Source organism: Enteractinococcus fodinae (assembly GCF_031458395.1).
GTDB lineage: Bacteria > Actinomycetota > Actinomycetes > Actinomycetales > Micrococcaceae > Yaniella > Yaniella fodinae.
The window spans coordinates 2,581,515-2,596,369 of record NZ_JAVDYJ010000001.1 but is presented as its reverse complement, the minus strand read 5'-3'; the positions used below and the strand labels follow the sequence as shown (position 1 = coordinate 2,596,369).

The 14,855-nt window shown below is 59.1% G+C and carries 15 protein-coding genes; 7 read left to right on the top strand and 8 right to left on the bottom strand.

Annotated elements, in window-relative coordinates; genetic code table 11:
- Window positions 1-16: 16 nt before the first annotated feature.
- The gene (locus J2S62_RS12120) at window positions 17-1,216 is read right to left on the bottom strand and encodes a variant leucine-rich repeat-containing protein (RefSeq protein WP_310175092.1); all 1,200 of its coding nucleotides are present in this window, start codon (window positions 1,214-1,216) and stop codon (window positions 17-19) included.
- Window positions 1,217-1,470: 254 nt separating this feature from the next.
- Between J2S62_RS12120 and J2S62_RS12115 the strand changes: the two genes are divergently transcribed.
- Complete coding sequence (locus J2S62_RS12115) at window positions 1,471-3,657, top strand: VanW family protein (protein WP_310175090.1); 2,187 nt, start codon at window positions 1,471-1,473, stop codon at window positions 3,655-3,657.
- A 1-nt stretch (window position 3,658) separates the two neighbouring features.
- Here the strand turns inward: J2S62_RS12115 and J2S62_RS12110 are convergent, their stop codons facing one another.
- On the bottom strand, window positions 3,659-4,327 hold the full coding sequence (locus J2S62_RS12110; protein ID WP_310175087.1) for a metal-dependent transcriptional regulator: 669 nt from the start codon (window positions 4,325-4,327) through the stop codon (window positions 3,659-3,661).
- A 204-nt stretch (window positions 4,328-4,531) separates the two neighbouring features.
- Here J2S62_RS12110 and J2S62_RS12105 point away from each other — a divergent pair, with 204 nt between their 5' ends.
- Both J2S62_RS12105 and J2S62_RS12100 read left to right on the top strand, forming a co-directional pair.
- Window positions 4,532-5,074 (top strand): YceI family protein, encoded by a 543-nt coding sequence (locus tag J2S62_RS12105; RefSeq protein WP_310175086.1) that lies wholly within the window; start codon window positions 4,532-4,534, stop codon window positions 5,072-5,074.
- 72 nt (window positions 5,075-5,146) lie between these two features.
- Window positions 5,147-5,809 carry a LysR family transcriptional regulator substrate-binding protein gene (locus J2S62_RS12100; protein ID WP_310175083.1) on the top strand — a complete coding sequence of 221 codons (663 nt, stop codon included), beginning with the start codon at window positions 5,147-5,149 and terminating at the stop codon, window positions 5,807-5,809.
- A 13-nt stretch (window positions 5,810-5,822) separates the two neighbouring features.
- On the opposite strand, the gene J2S62_RS12095 is transcribed toward J2S62_RS12100, so the two are convergent.
- The gene (locus J2S62_RS12095; RefSeq protein ID WP_310175081.1) at window positions 5,823-7,160 is read right to left on the bottom strand and encodes a uracil-xanthine permease family protein; all 1,338 of its coding nucleotides are present in this window, start codon (window positions 7,158-7,160) and stop codon (window positions 5,823-5,825) included.
- Between the two features lie 107 nt (window positions 7,161-7,267).
- Here J2S62_RS12095 and J2S62_RS12090 point away from each other — a divergent pair, with 107 nt between their 5' ends.
- Window positions 7,268-8,221, top strand: a complete 954-nt coding sequence (locus J2S62_RS12090; protein WP_310175079.1) for an HAD family hydrolase — start codon at window positions 7,268-7,270, stop codon at window positions 8,219-8,221.
- A gap of 16 nt (window positions 8,222-8,237) precedes the next feature.
- On the opposite strand, the gene J2S62_RS12085 is transcribed toward J2S62_RS12090, so the two are convergent.
- Window positions 8,238-8,978, bottom strand: coding sequence for a hypothetical protein (locus tag J2S62_RS12085; RefSeq protein WP_310175076.1), 741 nt, complete (start codon window positions 8,976-8,978; stop codon window positions 8,238-8,240).
- A 73-nt stretch (window positions 8,979-9,051) separates the two neighbouring features.
- Between J2S62_RS12085 and J2S62_RS12080 the strand changes: the two genes are divergently transcribed.
- Window positions 9,052-10,473, top strand: coding sequence for an aldehyde dehydrogenase family protein (locus tag J2S62_RS12080; protein WP_310175074.1), 1,422 nt, complete (start codon window positions 9,052-9,054; stop codon window positions 10,471-10,473).
- Window positions 10,474-10,496: 23 nt separating this feature from the next.
- Here the strand turns inward: J2S62_RS12080 and J2S62_RS12075 are convergent, their stop codons facing one another.
- Window positions 10,497-10,658: a hypothetical protein gene (locus tag J2S62_RS12075; RefSeq protein ID WP_310175073.1), complete on the bottom strand. Its 162-nt coding sequence runs from the start codon at window positions 10,656-10,658 to the stop codon at window positions 10,497-10,499.
- A gap of 215 nt (window positions 10,659-10,873) precedes the next feature.
- Between J2S62_RS12075 and J2S62_RS12070 the strand changes: the two genes are divergently transcribed.
- Window positions 10,874-11,503, top strand: coding sequence for a DUF6318 family protein (locus J2S62_RS12070; protein ID WP_310175071.1), 630 nt, complete (start codon window positions 10,874-10,876; stop codon window positions 11,501-11,503).
- 77 nt (window positions 11,504-11,580) lie between these two features.
- Here the strand turns inward: J2S62_RS12070 and J2S62_RS12065 are convergent, their stop codons facing one another.
- Window positions 11,581-11,715, bottom strand: coding sequence for a hypothetical protein (locus tag J2S62_RS12065; protein WP_310175069.1), 135 nt, complete (start codon window positions 11,713-11,715; stop codon window positions 11,581-11,583).
- 182 nt (window positions 11,716-11,897) lie between these two features.
- Here J2S62_RS12065 and J2S62_RS12060 point away from each other — a divergent pair, with 182 nt between their 5' ends.
- Complete coding sequence (locus J2S62_RS12060; RefSeq protein WP_310175067.1) at window positions 11,898-12,779, top strand: manganese catalase family protein; 882 nt, start codon at window positions 11,898-11,900, stop codon at window positions 12,777-12,779.
- An 84-nt stretch (window positions 12,780-12,863) separates the two neighbouring features.
- Here the strand turns inward: J2S62_RS12060 and J2S62_RS12055 are convergent, their stop codons facing one another.
- Both J2S62_RS12055 and J2S62_RS12050 read right to left on the bottom strand, forming a co-directional pair.
- Window positions 12,864-13,313, bottom strand: coding sequence for an acyl-CoA thioesterase (locus J2S62_RS12055; protein WP_310175064.1), 450 nt, complete (start codon window positions 13,311-13,313; stop codon window positions 12,864-12,866).
- A gap of 71 nt (window positions 13,314-13,384) precedes the next feature.
- Window positions 13,385-14,788 (bottom strand): amidase, encoded by a 1,404-nt coding sequence (locus J2S62_RS12050; RefSeq protein WP_310175062.1) that lies wholly within the window; start codon window positions 14,786-14,788, stop codon window positions 13,385-13,387.
- Between the last annotated feature and the right edge of the window lie 67 nt (window positions 14,789-14,855).

Genomic DNA, 14,855 nt, shown 5'->3' with positions numbered 1-14,855 from the left:
ACACCGCTAACGGGGGTTATTGCTGGGGTCCACCCGGTGAATAGCCCCCGTACTGCTGTGGTCCACCTGGATTGGTGGGATACCCGGGATGCTGTTGCCCATAACCGGACTGCGGACCGTACTGCTGCGACGGGTAGCTTTGTTGCCGGTTCGACGGCGCTGCTGGGTTGGCATCCGAGGACTTCGGTGCCAAAAAGATCAGTGTGCCCGCTATGAGCACCAGGGACATAAACAATAACCAGAGCACCGAAAACCCGGTGTAGCGCATCGTGAAGAACCCGATGAGCGTCAAAGCCCGCCCGATCATCACAAACCCCGCCCCAAGACTCACGGCGACGAAGAAGAAACTCATCCACGGTGACGGTTTCAGCAGTTGCAACAGTGACAGGGCAACGGTTGCGATGAATAGCAGCACAATGATCCAACCGCCGGCTGTCAGATGCGAGGTAAACGGCATGGTCGTGTCCAGCGTCGGGGTGAAGATGAACCCGAACAGGCTCAGAAACGCTGCCCCACCGGCAACAAACAGGCCCCAGGTGCGTGCACTATCCAAATCGATGCGTGATGCGCCCCGCTGTTGAGCTGCCTGGCGCTGCTGGCCAAACTGCTGCTGTTGCTGAGCATGGGCCTGGCCGTACCCAACGTGCTGATAGCCGGGCTGTGGCTGTTGAGGCGAAGGCTGCTGCGCATACTGGCCTGCATCAGCTTGCGGCTGGGAGCTGGACTGTCCAGCAGGCTGCGACCAACCCCACGTCATGTGGTCTTGGGCGGCCTGCTCAGTACCCTCTGAAATCTCCGCATCCGTGTCGCGTTCCGACGATACACTGGCAGCCGTTGAACCGGTTCGTGGCTCAGAGCCCGCTCCGGACGGGAACGCCCACGTCGTTTCCGCATCGGGTGTGGCTGGATCATCTGCTTGTTCATCTTCGACCGACTGCGTAGTGGAATCCGCAGCGCGTTCAGCCTCTTGAGCAGCTGCCTCATCAACTGCTGCCTGGGCTACCGCATCCGACTCCGCAACAGGCTCCGCATTCCCGGTGGCGGCCAACTCGGTCTGCCGGTCACGAATCCAATCGGTCAACCCCGGATACACGTTGGGGTGCGCCAAGATCTCATCCCAGAATTCCGGGTGGGTTTGGGCCAATTCATGGAGCCGGTGTGGCGAGATCGATGGATCGGACAGATCGACCGGTTCCGATGAAGATGAGTTCGTCATGTACAGAGTCCTTTTTCACGAGTTAAGGCGTGTCTGAGTTCAGCAGTGCACGGGGCCACCAGCGATTGGTAACGCATGGAACCGTTAGAGGATGACGCCGCATAACGAGTCTAGCGGAGCACTATCAGACGCCGACACGTAAGAAGTCGCCCAGTAGGCTAGACTTTCGCTGCATGCGATGACATGTAACAGTTGCGTATCTTCACAGCGGCGTTCACGACGAATGCCGCTGTCCTATTGTATGAGTAGAACATATGGCTGACGAAAAAGACTCTGACCGCGATCCGTCGACATCCCACGACGACGAGGCACGACCCGAAGACGGCGCGACGTCACGTCCCGAGCCCCACGATCCAGACCCCGAAACTCGGATGCTGGACCAGATCGCGGCCCTGCACGAGGACGAATCGACCCATCCCGCCGCCGATCAGTCCGAAGAAGACGCGTCTGATGAGCAGCCTGTGGCCTCTGAGCCCACCACAGACCAAGAACCGACCGAAGTGCTTGGCGCCGATAACGCCAGTGATGCCGAACCAGTCTCGGCGACTGCGAACCCGAACGAACCTGGCCCGATCCAGGAACCGGTCGAAGCCCGGACGGAACGCACCGCTATGTTGAGTCCGATCGCCGCCGCGGGCGGAAACGATGCGCCCCCAGGTTCCACAACGGTACCTGCCACGAAACAGCCGTCGAAAAAGCGCCGCTGGCCCTGGATTGTGGCCCTTGTCGTGTTGTTGCTTGGTGCAGGCTATGTTGGCCTGGCCTATGCGACCCAAGATACGCTGCCGGCCACCCTGACCGTTGAAGACGTCGACGTCTCCGGGATGTCCGTCGAAGAAGCAGCCCCGGTCTTAGAAGATGCCTTTGCCGAGCGCGCCGAACGAGAAATCACCGTCAACGTTGCCGACGCCGAAGATGCCTCAGCCACCATTGTCCCGGCACAAGCCGGCTATAGCTACGACGTTGAAGCCACGCTCGATGAACTGACCGAACTGACCTTCCATCCGGGAGCGCTGTGGTCCCGCCTCTTCGGGGAAGCTCACGTGTCGGCTGAAACCCAGGTCGATGAAGCCGCCGCCTCCGAAGCGATTGCAGGGCTTGACGAGCAGCTGAGTTTTGAACCAACCGAAGGCTCCGTCGTCTATGCAGGAGCTGAGCTGGACTACACCGAACCAATCGATGGTTTCACGGTGAATTCCGAGGAGCTGGCCGCTCAACTCGACGAGGTCTGGTTGAGCGACACGCAGGAACTGACCGCCCCCGGTGAAGTTGCCGATCCGGCGGTGTCTGCCGATCAGTGGGAACAGTTCGTGACCGAGGTCGCCCAGCCGCTGGTCGACGGCGACTACACGGTCACCGCAGGCGACATTAGTACCCAATTGACGCCGGCCCAGCTGGGGTCCGCCGCCGAGGTGCTCGTCGACGAACCCTCCGAAGCGACCGCCGAAACTGATGAGGCAGAGCCCGCCGAGTCCGAGGACACCACTGACGGTGCACAGCCGGTGTTGGTGTTGGACGATGAACAGCTGACCGATGCGCTTGCGCAAAATAACTCCGATTTTGAATCCACCAATCAAGATGCCACGGTGGAGCTCACCGGTTCTCCGGGGTCCGGGCAACCTGAAGTCGTGCCCGGCTCGGTGGGACGCGGGGTAGATGGTGAACAGGTCGTCGACGAAATCCTGGCCGACCTCAACGGCGACCAGTCCCGCACCATTACGGTCGAGCTGCAGGAAATCGAACCAGAGATCACCACCGAAGACGCCGAAGCCTGGGATGTCAACCACGTGGTGGCCGAATATGCGACCCCGTACCCACCCGAAGATGGCCCCAGGACGGCCAACCTGCGGGTCGGAGCAGACCGCATCAACGGCACCGTGGTCATGCCGGGCGAAGAATTCAATCTGAACTCGCTGTTGGCCCCGGTGACCGAAGCCAACGGTTATCACCAGTCCGGGGTCGTGGAATCCGGTGTGACCACGACCGCCGTGGGCGGTGGGCTGTCGCAGATCGCGACCATGGCCTATAACGCGGGTTTCTTGGGCGGCATGGACATCGTCGAACATAAGCCGCACTCCCGGTGGTTCGACCGCTACCCGCAAGGCCGGGAATCCACGTATTGGGAAGGCCAGATCAACGTGCGGTGGGCCAACGACACCGACGCGCCGGTCATCGTCGAAATGTGGCTGGCCGACAACCAGGTCCACACCCGGCTGTGGGGATCGGACTACTATGATGTCGAAACCTCCACGTCAGAGCCGTATAACCCCACCGCGTCGCCGACAATTCGCTCCAGCGACGACGAATGTGTTCCCGAGCGTGGGGGCCGCGAAGGTTTCACCGTCGATGTCCACCGGACCAAAACCCCACCAGGTGGCGACCCAATCCGCGAGTCATGGAGCTGGGCCTACTCCGGCTGGCCGACGGTCATCTGCGAATAATCTAAACCGGCGTCACCCACACGGCCGCCACCGCGGCCGGTCCCAACGTCAACTGCGCCTCGGGTGCCACCAACGTGACGGTATCCGAAAACGGGGCGCCCTCGGTCAGCTCGACCACCGTGCCGTGGGCGATGCCCTGGGAAGCGAAATACTGCAATAACTGCGGGTCGTCGTCGGCGATGCGTTCCACCACAGCGCCCACGCCGAACCCTAATTCGGTCAAGGGGATCGCAGTCAGCCGTTGAACGCTGCCATCGGCGCTGGGGATCGGATCCCCGTGCGGATCCCGCTCTGGGTGCCCCAGATACTCTGCAATTTTGTCGACCATAAAATCCGAGACCGCGTGCTCTAACACCTCGGCCTCATCGTGGACCTGATCCCAGGTGTACCCCAACGCCTGGACGAGAAACGTCTCAAGCAGTCGATGACGACGCACGACCTCGACCGCATGCGCCCGTCCCGTATCGGTCAATCGGATCGCACTGTACGGGGCGTGATTAATCAGCCCGGCCTGCCGGAGTCGTCGCAGTGCATCCGAGGTCGTGGATAACGTGACTCCGACCCGTTGGGCGATACTGGTGGCCGTGACCGGCTCATCGGACCACTCACCGGCCAACCAAATGGCCTTGAGATAGTCCTGGGTGGAATCCGAAAGTTCAGCGCTCGACATAAATGTTAACGTACCAACAACGCTTACTTTCCGCAGAAACTCAAGGATCGTGACGTTTTTTGGGTGTCACCATGAGGTTGATGAACCCCTGGCGAGTGGACAAAGTATTTCAAATCTGGAATAGTTTTCTGGTGGAAGACGTTTTACGAACCACGTGGTCTTCCGAAAATCTGTAAGGCCACAAACCGAATTTTGGAGGAACATATGACAACATTGACCGCAGGTAAATGGACACTCGACACTTCCCACTCGGAAGCCATGTTCAGCGTGCGCCACGCTGGCATCTCGCGCGTTCGCGGGAACTTCGAGGACTTCTCCGGAAGCGCTGAATTCACTGAAAACCTTGACGGCTCGGTCATTCAGGCCGAAGTTATGGCCGCATCGATCAACACCCGCAACGAAGGTCGCGATGAGCACCTGCGCGGCGAAGACTTCTTCGATGTTGCCAACCACCCGGTCCTGAAATTCGAATCCCTGACCGTCACCGACTTCGACGGTGAAGAGTTCAACCTCACCGGCAACCTCACCATCCGTGGCGTGACTAAAAAAGTCGAATTCAAAGGCGAATTTGGCGGTCAGACCGTTGATGCGTTCGGTATGACCCGCGCAGGTTTCGAAGCGACCACCGAAATCTCCCGTGAAGACTTCGGTCTGACCTGGAACGCTCCGCTTGAAGCCGGTGGCTTCCTGGTCTCGGATAAGGTCCGCATCACGCTGGACGTTTCCTTCACCAAAGACGAAGACTAAGCGCTAGCTTTCCTCGCCGCCCGGTGATCCGTTTGGATCGCCGGGCGGCGTTTTTGCGTTAAAGTGAACACCATGACTGACCAGGCCGTTGAGACACTATTTCTTTCCACCATCCCGGGGGCGACCCCGTCCAAGTGGGCCCACCGTTTCAAAGCACGGGGCTCTGTCGTCCAGCTAGTCACCCAAGATGAGCAGTCCCAAACGTTGTTTTTACACCCCCATGACCCGCCGCGCTATTTGCCTCAGCTGGGGTATCTGCGCTGGCGAGCAGATCAGACTTGGCAGGACCTTGTCGCGGCCGATGGTCTGGACCCCGACGAGATTCACGTGGTGCGCCTCTACGACGAAGCACCCGTGGTCATGGTCTCCAAGGATCACCTGTTGGCGGCCTGGACCGAGGACGATGGTGAAGTCACTGCCGAAGAATTGGCCGGGGAGACCTTTTGGGATCCGAAAGACTATGCCTCCGAACCGGTCACGGATCCGCTGGATACCCCCGAAGAAGTAGCCGCGGGGGAGCGGATGGCCATTCAACTGGCTGCTACCGGCTCGGGTTACACGCTGTTGCCGGCCTCGGTCGCGCGCATGTTCGGGCAAAAGGACGTGCTAGTGCTGCCAACCAATGTGCACCCGGGATGGGAAGTTGGGCTGGCCTGGCGCAAGGCCGCCGACTCGGAGCTGATCCAGGATTTCATTGGCGTGACCAAAGGCCGCCGGCCGCGCTCCAGCCGCTAGGGCTCCTGAGAGGTTATTCGACGCGACCGGGCCCACCGACGGTGGCCGGTGTGTCGTCGAGCTGTTCGATGGGTGCGGTGTCGCGCCACCGGGCAATGGCCGACATGATGTGATAGATGCCCAACACGGCGATGGTCCCCAGCGCGATGCCACCGAATTGCATGCCGCCTATGTCAATGACCGGATCGGCGATGGCGATGATCAGCCCCGCGCCGGCGGCCATGAGGTTGATGGTGTTGGAGAAATCCACCTTGTTGTTGACCCAGATGCGGGCGCCCATGATCCCGATCATGCCGTATAAAATAATGCCCGCCCCGGCGGCTACCCCCATCGGAATGGTCGCAATAAGCGCACCAAATTTCGGGAAGAACGCGAGGCATATCGCCACGAACCCGGCGATCCAGTAGGCAGCCGTCGAATAAATCCTCGAGGACGCCATGACCCCGATATTTTCGGCATAGGTGGTGGTCCCCACGCCACCGCCGGTCCCGGACAGCATGGTCGCGATCCCATCGCCGATCAGCGCCCGGCCGTTATGCGGATCCAAGTTCCTGTGGGTCATGAGACCGACCGTGCGCACATGCCCGATGTTTTCGGCAACCAGTACGAACACCACCGGTAGGAATAAGAATAAGACATCGAACCGGAATTCGGGCGTGTGGAAGGCGGGGAGCCCGATCCATGCGGCGTCGGCGACCGGCTGGAAATCAATTTCGTCCTGTGCCAGCGCCAGCAGATAGCCAACGACAATGCCGATCAGGATGGATAACCGCCCCAGAAAGCCCCGGAAGAGCACCGCTGCAATGATCACGGCCGCCGTGGTCCCGAAGGTGGTCAACGGGACCTCTTGCATGCCGTCAGTGGTTGCCCCGGCCAGGTTCAACCCAATCAGCGCCAAAATGGTGCCCATGACCGCCGGTGGCATGACCGCATGAATCCATCGGGTACCGGCCTTATGCACGATGAACCCGATGATCACCAGCGCAACACCGGTGACCAGAATCCCGCCCGAGGCCGCACCAATCGAATGCATGGAGGTAGCTGCGGTGAGCGGGGCGATGAACGCAAATGAGGAACCCAGGTAACTGGGCACCTTGCCCTTGGTAATGATCAAGAACAATAACGTACCGATCCCGGAAAAGAACAGCGCCGCCGTCGGTGGAAAACCGGTCAGCGCGGGCACCAGCACGGTCGCGCCAAACATGGCCATCACGTGTTGTAAACCGATCCCGATGGTTTGCGGTGCTGCCAACCGCTCATCCGGTTTGACCACCTCGCCGGGGGTGATGGATTTCCCATCCCCGTGAATATCCCAGGCCAAACCCCATCGCTTGCGGAAAGATGCTGCCATTACGGCTCCTGTCACACCGGTATTCGTTGCCAGCAAGACTTTACCAACTAATGACCCCTGCGGCACCAATCCGCGCTAACATTCTTGGGTAAGGAAAGGAAGCCTGCATGCCTAAGCATTTGGCGCATCACGGTGCCGAAGTCGAACGCGACGAGATCGGTCACCCGGTGGTGCGGCCACAACTGATCGCCACAGACCTGGACGGTACGATCATCCCGTACACCGAAACCCACACCGGGTATGTATCGCCGCGGACCCTGGCGGCTTTTGCGGCGGCCATCGGGGCTGGAATCGGGGTGGCGTTTGTCACCGGGCGTCCCATGCGGTGGATGCCAGCTTTGGCGCCCCTGCTCGGTCCGATGGGACCGGCGATCGTATCCAATGGTGCCGTGATTTATGACATGAACGCCGATCGAGTGCTCGAAGCCCACCCAATGGACCAGCACCTGGTCGCCGATGTGACGAACCAGCTGCGAGGCCTCTTTTCGGGAGCGATCTTTGGCGCCGAAACCCTCACCGGGCTCATCATGGAACCCAATTTCATCCCGGCATCGGCTCGTGCTGCTGCCCGTGAAGTCGATCAGGTCGTGGCCGCCACCGCTGAACCGACCAACACCGTCGCCGTCCGGTCTTCACGCTGGATCGAAACCGACTACATCACCGACCGACTCGATGAGCACCCCGAAGTCGTCAAATTGATGGTCAAAGTTCATGGCCACGACCCCGACGAGCTGCTCATGGCAGTCCGGGCCCACTTTGGCTCATTGGTGCAAGTGACCCACTCGGTGCCCGGAGTCGCACTGTTAGAAATCTCCCGCGGGGATGTGCATAAAGCCTCGACCCTGGCGGACTATGCGGCCAGCCTGGGCATCCATGCCAACGACGTGGTTGCTTTTGGCGATCAACGCAATGATGAACAAATGCTGCGCTGGGCCGGCACCGGATATGCGTTGAAGTCAGGTCATCCCGACCTACTGGCCCAAGCCGATGTCGTTGCGCCGGCCTGTGACGATGACGGCGTCGCAGAAATGATCGAACATCTCCTGACCTTGCCCGAATAGTCCGAACCAGCGGGAGTTACTCAAATAACTGCGCGCACCACCGCGGAGTGCCCTGGTCAAAGTACCTGGCGAGCGCATCTTGTTCGGCTGCGCTAAGTTCTGTGGGAAGCTCGCAGGACGCAATATTATCGGGGGACACATGGCGCAGGGAGCGAGCTAGGTCGGTGATCCGCCCGGTGTTGAGGCCCGCATCCGCGGCAACATAGGGCGTGAGGGTTGCGGCCAGGGTGTTGAGTTGGCCTGGGTCCCGTATGTCGAGCGCTTCTTGAAGCACCATGGTCCACACGGTATCGGCGTCAAAAGCTTCGGGGTCGGCAGTGATGGCCTCTGCGGTGACCGCAGCGGACTCAAGTTCGGTGAGGAATTCCAGATCCCACAGCATCACATGTTCCATCCGGGCCTGGGTCAGATCCTCGACTTCTTGCACCGTGCCAGGGACATCTTGGATATTGCTCAAGTGAGCAGAATCCGAGGGAAAATTGACGATATCAATACGACGGCGCCCTTCCGCCAGATGGAAAATAGACACCGTCTGGTGCGTTGCGGCGGCTTCGCCAAAAACCAAGAAATTCACCGCCCCGCGGGCAGCTTCAGATCCTCCGGGGCGGGCCTGTTCGTCGGGGAACGGATCATTGAGCACACCCAACGGTTGCATGCTAGACCGCAGCGTATTGACGGCAAAAAGTGCGGCACCAGCAAACAGCGTCAGCACGATGACCCACACCCAAATTTTGGTACGTCGCGATGCTTCAGCCATGTCTGGGATTCTAGCTGACCTGGACCAGGGTGCCTTCAATATTGGGATCGAAAAGTGACGTACGGTGGAATACATGACCACTGGTGCCCACGAAACCCTCTCCGCCAGGATGGCAGACCTGCGAGCCTTCGCCGCCACCCGGGCAACACATTCGCGCTCCTACCGCATGGACCAGCTCAAGGGGCTGCGTGAATTATTCGAAGATTACGCGACCGATCTTCAAGACACCTTATGGCATGATATTGGCAAGTCCACCGCTCAGACGAATCAGACGGAATTTTGGCCGGTCAAAGATGAAATCGCTCATGCGATGTTGCATCTGACCGACTGGATGGAACCACAGCCGCGATCGATCCCGTACGCGCTGCGGCCTGGCAAAGCCATGGTGAAACCCAGACCGCTGGGTATTGTTGGCATCGTGGGCAACTGGACCCACCCGTTCTACACGTTGATGGCGCCCTTAGTTGGAGCGGTCGCGGCCGGCAACTGTCTAGTGCTGAAACCCTCGATGCACACCCCTCGCACTGCCAAGCTGTTGGGCAAGGTGCTGCCGGAATATCTCAACCCGCGGTCTATTATCACCGTTACCGGCGGCGAAGAGACGCTCGATGAGTTAGCAACCCAACCCCTGGATCACCTATTTTTCACCGGTTCGGAAGGTTTAGGGCGCCGTGTCTACACCACCGCAGCTCAGCATCTGATCCCGGTGACATTACAGCTGGGTGGAAAATCTCCGGTAATCGTCGTGGATGGCAGCGACTGGAAAACTATTGGACGCCGGATTGCCTACGGTAAGTTCACCAACGCAGGGCAGAGCATGGTCAGCCCGGACTATTTATTAGCCGTGGGACATGATGTCGCCGCGAAGGTCAAAGACGCTGTTATCGACGCGATTGAAGAGTTCTACGGACCGACTCCCGCCAAATCCACGCAATACGGTCGCCTCATTACGTCCGAGCACACCCAACATTTGGTGGATCTCATTCAAGCCACCCTCAAGGGATCAGTCGATGCGACCCCTGCCCGGTTGGTCTACGGCGGAAAATACCACACCGACGCGGCGTTTCTGGCCCCCACCATCCTGGCTGATGTCCACCCGAATTCGGCGGTGATGCAAGAACAAATTCTCGGGCCAATCCTGCCGATCCTCGTGGTGGACACCTACGAGGAAGCCGTCGAACTCGTCAATGCCAAACCTACCGCTCCGGCAGCGTACCTGTTCTCCGAGCGACGCCGCATCCGCAAGGACTTTATGCACCGGATTAACGCGGGTGCAGCCGTCATGAACGTCACCGTCATTCAGGCAGCCCTGCCATCAATGCCCCATAACTTCACTGGGGCAGCCGGTTTTGGCACGTGGGGCGGGTACGAGAGCTTCCGGCTCTTTTCGCAATACCGTACGCACTTCTATAAGCCCACCCAGCTCGATACCCTCCAGGCGGCGTATCCGCCTGACCCAACCTACGGGCAGCGGTTCATCGACAAACTCCGCTAATCGGCCGACGTTCCTACGGCGGCCTAGGACGCCTCATCTTCGGTTTTTCGGGCGGCCAAAATGCCCAGGACATGCGAAACCAACCGAGCCAGCTCTGGACTTGCGACTGCTTCCAGATCAACCTGGCCATTTCTGACAGGGAATGAAAAGTATTGCTCGGTGGCCGTCGTGGTGTGTGTCGTCATTGCGTTCATGGTTGATGCCTTTCGTTGTTCGTTCTGGCACCCATGCTGCACCAATCCAGCAGTTGCCGCCGGCTCATAACCGGATCGTGTGGAAAACCTTTATCGGGAGGCTCCTCGGTGCGGTTATCCACAATCTGTCGTCAGCAAGCAGTCGCGAATCACCGGGAACAGTACCGTCAGCAGTAGCCACGAACATCCAACACAAGGAGTTATTGTTGACGTCTTTAAAATCGAGCCGTTTCCTCGGACTAGCAGGTATGACTTTCAGCGCAGCTCTGGTCGGCTGCACAGCCCAAGAAGCCCAACCCCTCGAACTTGAAGAGACAGTGGAGATTGTCCCGCTTGAAGCCCACGAGTCGGAGGAGGGATCTGCCCAAGACGTGGCCGAACCGGAACTTCCAGAGGTCGCTCAGCAGAACTCGCCGGAAGGTGCCAAAGCGACCCTGGAGTACTTCTGGGAGGGCATTGATTATGTTCGACAGACCGGTCACGCCCAGCCTGCAGCGAGCGTTTCGTATTTTACGTGCGATATGTGCACCGAATCGATCTTCCGATGGCAACAGATCCACGACGCTGGCTCATGGGCAACGCTCGACGGAGCCACAGAAATTGAAATAGTCGAGACCCAGTCCTATCTCGACGAAGAAAATCAAGAAGAGTGGACCGCGGTCATTTTCAACGTGACCGAACCGGCCAGCGATTTCTACCTGGATGGCGAGTTAGTGGAGGACGAGCGTGTCGCCGAAACTACGCTTGAGGGCTGGTGGGCTGAACTGACCTATAACGAAGCCCAACAGCGGTGGCAGATCGAATGGATCGATCAAGACGATGAACTTGTCGACTAGCTCCAGCACGCACCCTACGCGCAGGACTCGCTGGGCCGCGTCTCATGCGAGTTGAACAATCGACTCGACGATGGGCACTAGTTGCGCTGTTCTAGTTGCCGGGCAAGCTCTTCTAACTCTTGGCTGGCGTCCGCAAGCTCTTGCGGCGACAGCTGCTGCGATAAGCGGGTAACCAGCTCTGACTGGCGCTTTCGGATGTCCTCTGTGTCCATGGGGCTCCCCTCATGTTCGATGCTGTGCACTACCTGTGTACTGGTTGAAACTGTATCTCAGCTCTTCTGCTCCCCTGAACAGGGTCACTACGCTGATGCCTACCGAGCACAAGCGCCGGTGAACTCAGACCGAAGAGTCACCTGCAGGGTGCTTGTGTGCTCTATCTTAGGGAGCGTACGTTATGTTTTTCCATAAACAAGAACTTCAGTACAACTCAGTCCCAGATCATCCCGACGCGGTCTATGCTCGCAAACTCCAAGAAGTCCTCGGTGGACAATACGGCGAGATTACCGTTGCCATGCAATATAGCTTCCAGGCGTGGAACATCCACATTCCCGGTAAATACAAAGACCTGCTCTACGGGATCGCCGCCGAAGAGTTCGGCCATATCGAAATGTTGGCCAAAATGATTGCCCAACTGCTCGAGAAGTCACCACTTGGTATTACCGATGAAGACGTCCAGTCCGACCCAGCCGTGGCGGCCGTTGTCGGCGGCACCGATTTGCAACACGCCATCGTCTCTGGCGCAGGGGCCCGTCCTGTCGACAGCATGGGCAACCCGTGGAGTGGCTCCTATGTCACCGCCAGCGGAAACTTATTAGCAGACTTCACTTCGAACGCGAACGCCGAGATGCAGGGCCGGTTACAAGTCGCTCGGCTCTATCACATGACCGATGACACCGGTGTGCGCGACCTGCTCTCCTTCCTGCTTGCCCGAGATACCATGCACCAAAACCAATGGATTGCCGCGGCCCGTGAACTCCAAGAAGAAGGCGCCGAGCAGCTGCCAGTGCCCAGTAACTTCCCGCGCTCCAAAGAGCATACGCCCGTGTCGCATCAGTACATTAACTTCTCGGACGGCCAGGATGCTGCCAAAGGGTCCTGGGCAGAAGGCCCGACGCCAGATGGGCACGGCGAATTTACCTATCTCGACGGGCCGGACACCTCCGCGCCGATGCCTGCCCCAACACACCCGGACAGCCGACTTTTCGGTACCACAGAATTACCGAATGCGGCAGAGAAAATAGCCGGCACCGTTCAAGACAAACTGCATAAAGAATAACCAACATATCCGTCTCGGCGGCATGCTAGCCCCGCGGGACCACGAGGTTGGTCGCTCTTGAAGCGTAGGCCGATGCGTTAGGAACTAGCGGGTCGGTAAACGGTCTCGTTCGTAGGTGATCTCCGTGTACCCGTGGGGCTTCGGCTTGCCATCTTCACCCAGTGAAACGAACACGATTTTATCGATGCTCAGAATGATGTTGCGCGTGACCATATTGCGAACTTCGGCGCGCATCGTCAAAGAAGTTCGACCGAAATGCGTAGCTTTGAGACCCATTTCGATCATGTCACCCTGCTGAGCGGACGCAACGAAGTTGATCTCCGACATCATCTTGGTCACGGCACGATAATTACCCATCTGTAACATCGCATAGATCGCGGCTTCCTCATCGACCCAGCGCAATAATGCGCCACCAAATAAGGTCCCATTGGGATTAAGGTCTTCGGGCTTGACCCATTTACGGGTATTGAAATTCATCCCGTCGTCAAGCACGCTGAATTGTTGGGTTTTGGGGGAAATTGAAGCATCAGACATATTTTGTAGTGTAGCGGCGGCCACCTACGTGCACGATAACCCCGCTCACAACCTCAGCTGTGGGAGGAGCATTACTCTGTCGGCTTCGGCGCCGCAACGAGTGCTTCTAGTCGTGCCCCAAGTCGCAACAGCTTATCTTCTGTCCCAACACGCCCCACCGCTTGGATCGACCACGACATCCCGTTGTCATCGTTTTTGACCGGAACCGAAATGGCCGGCAGCCCCAGCACATTGATCATGGATGTGTACGGGGTGAATTTGCACTGGTATTCGTAGTCTTCTTGCGGTGGCATCGCCGAGAAAGTGCCCACCGGTGGTGGCGTAAATGCCAGAACCGGGGTGAGGACCACATCGTAGTCGGCAAACGTGCGCCGAGTATCGTTGGCCCAATCGGTGAGCGCAGTGACGGCGTCGTCGTACTGTTCTTGGGTGCGCTCGCGAGCCTGCTCCAGGAAGCTTCTGGCTAACGCGCCGAGGCGTTCCTCGCCGCCCTCCGGCAAGGGCATGGAAGCGAGCCCATTGGTCCAGACGGTTTGGAAGTTTCGGTGATAATCCGGCAGGTAGGAAAAGTCCATCTCTTCGATGGCTAAACCGTCGCGGCTCAGCAGCGTCACCGCCAGGGTGAGTGCTTGGACGGCAGCCTGGGAGAGCGTGATGTTCAGATCGGGTTGAAACGGTGAGGCCGTGGTGTAGCCGATGTTCAGCTCACCGGCGGACTCGCGCCCGTTCTGGGCTGCGGTTTGATAGCGACCGTTTTGCTGTGTGGGATCCACCAGCGCGTCCAACAGCATACCGGCATCCTCGACGGTGCGGGCCAGGGGACCGGTGACCGTCAGGTTGGTGACGTCATCGCGTTGCTCGTCGGTGGGGATGGTGCCGCGTCCGGGTTTGACCCCGACCAAGCCGGTGGCCGCAGCCGGAATCCGGATAGAGCCGCCACCGTCGGTTCCGGGGGCAACCGGCAACAAACCGGCCGCAACCGCTGCGGCTGCCCCACCAGATGACCCGCCCGCGGTCAGCTCAGTATTGAGCGGGTTTCGGGCCGGATCGGAAATACGGCTGTCCGAGTGACACGGCAACGCGAACTCCGGGATCGTCGTTTTGCCGACCTGAATAGCGCCTGCAGTATTGAAATTCAGCGACACCGGGTCGTCTTCGGTCTGCGGTGCCGAGTCAGCAAACAGTTCTGACCCAAAGGTGGTGACCATCCCGGACACGTTCACGGTGTCCTTAAATGCCGACGGGAGACCGTGCAGTGGCCCCACTACGCCCGTCGACTGATACGCGGCGTCAAGTTCATCGGCCCGTTCCAAGGCGGCATCGGCGTGCACCGCCATGAAGGCACCAAGGTCGGTGCGTCGGCTGATCTGAGCGAGATAGTATTCGGTGACTTGACGGGCAGTATAGGTACCGGCGGCGATCGCATCCCGCAACTGGGCGGCGGTGAGCGAGGCGATGGCATCGTGTTCAGTCATGCTTTCACTGTATACGCCATCGGGGGTAAAACGTCCCGTTTTGCTGGTCGCCGAGTGTTTCGGTGAT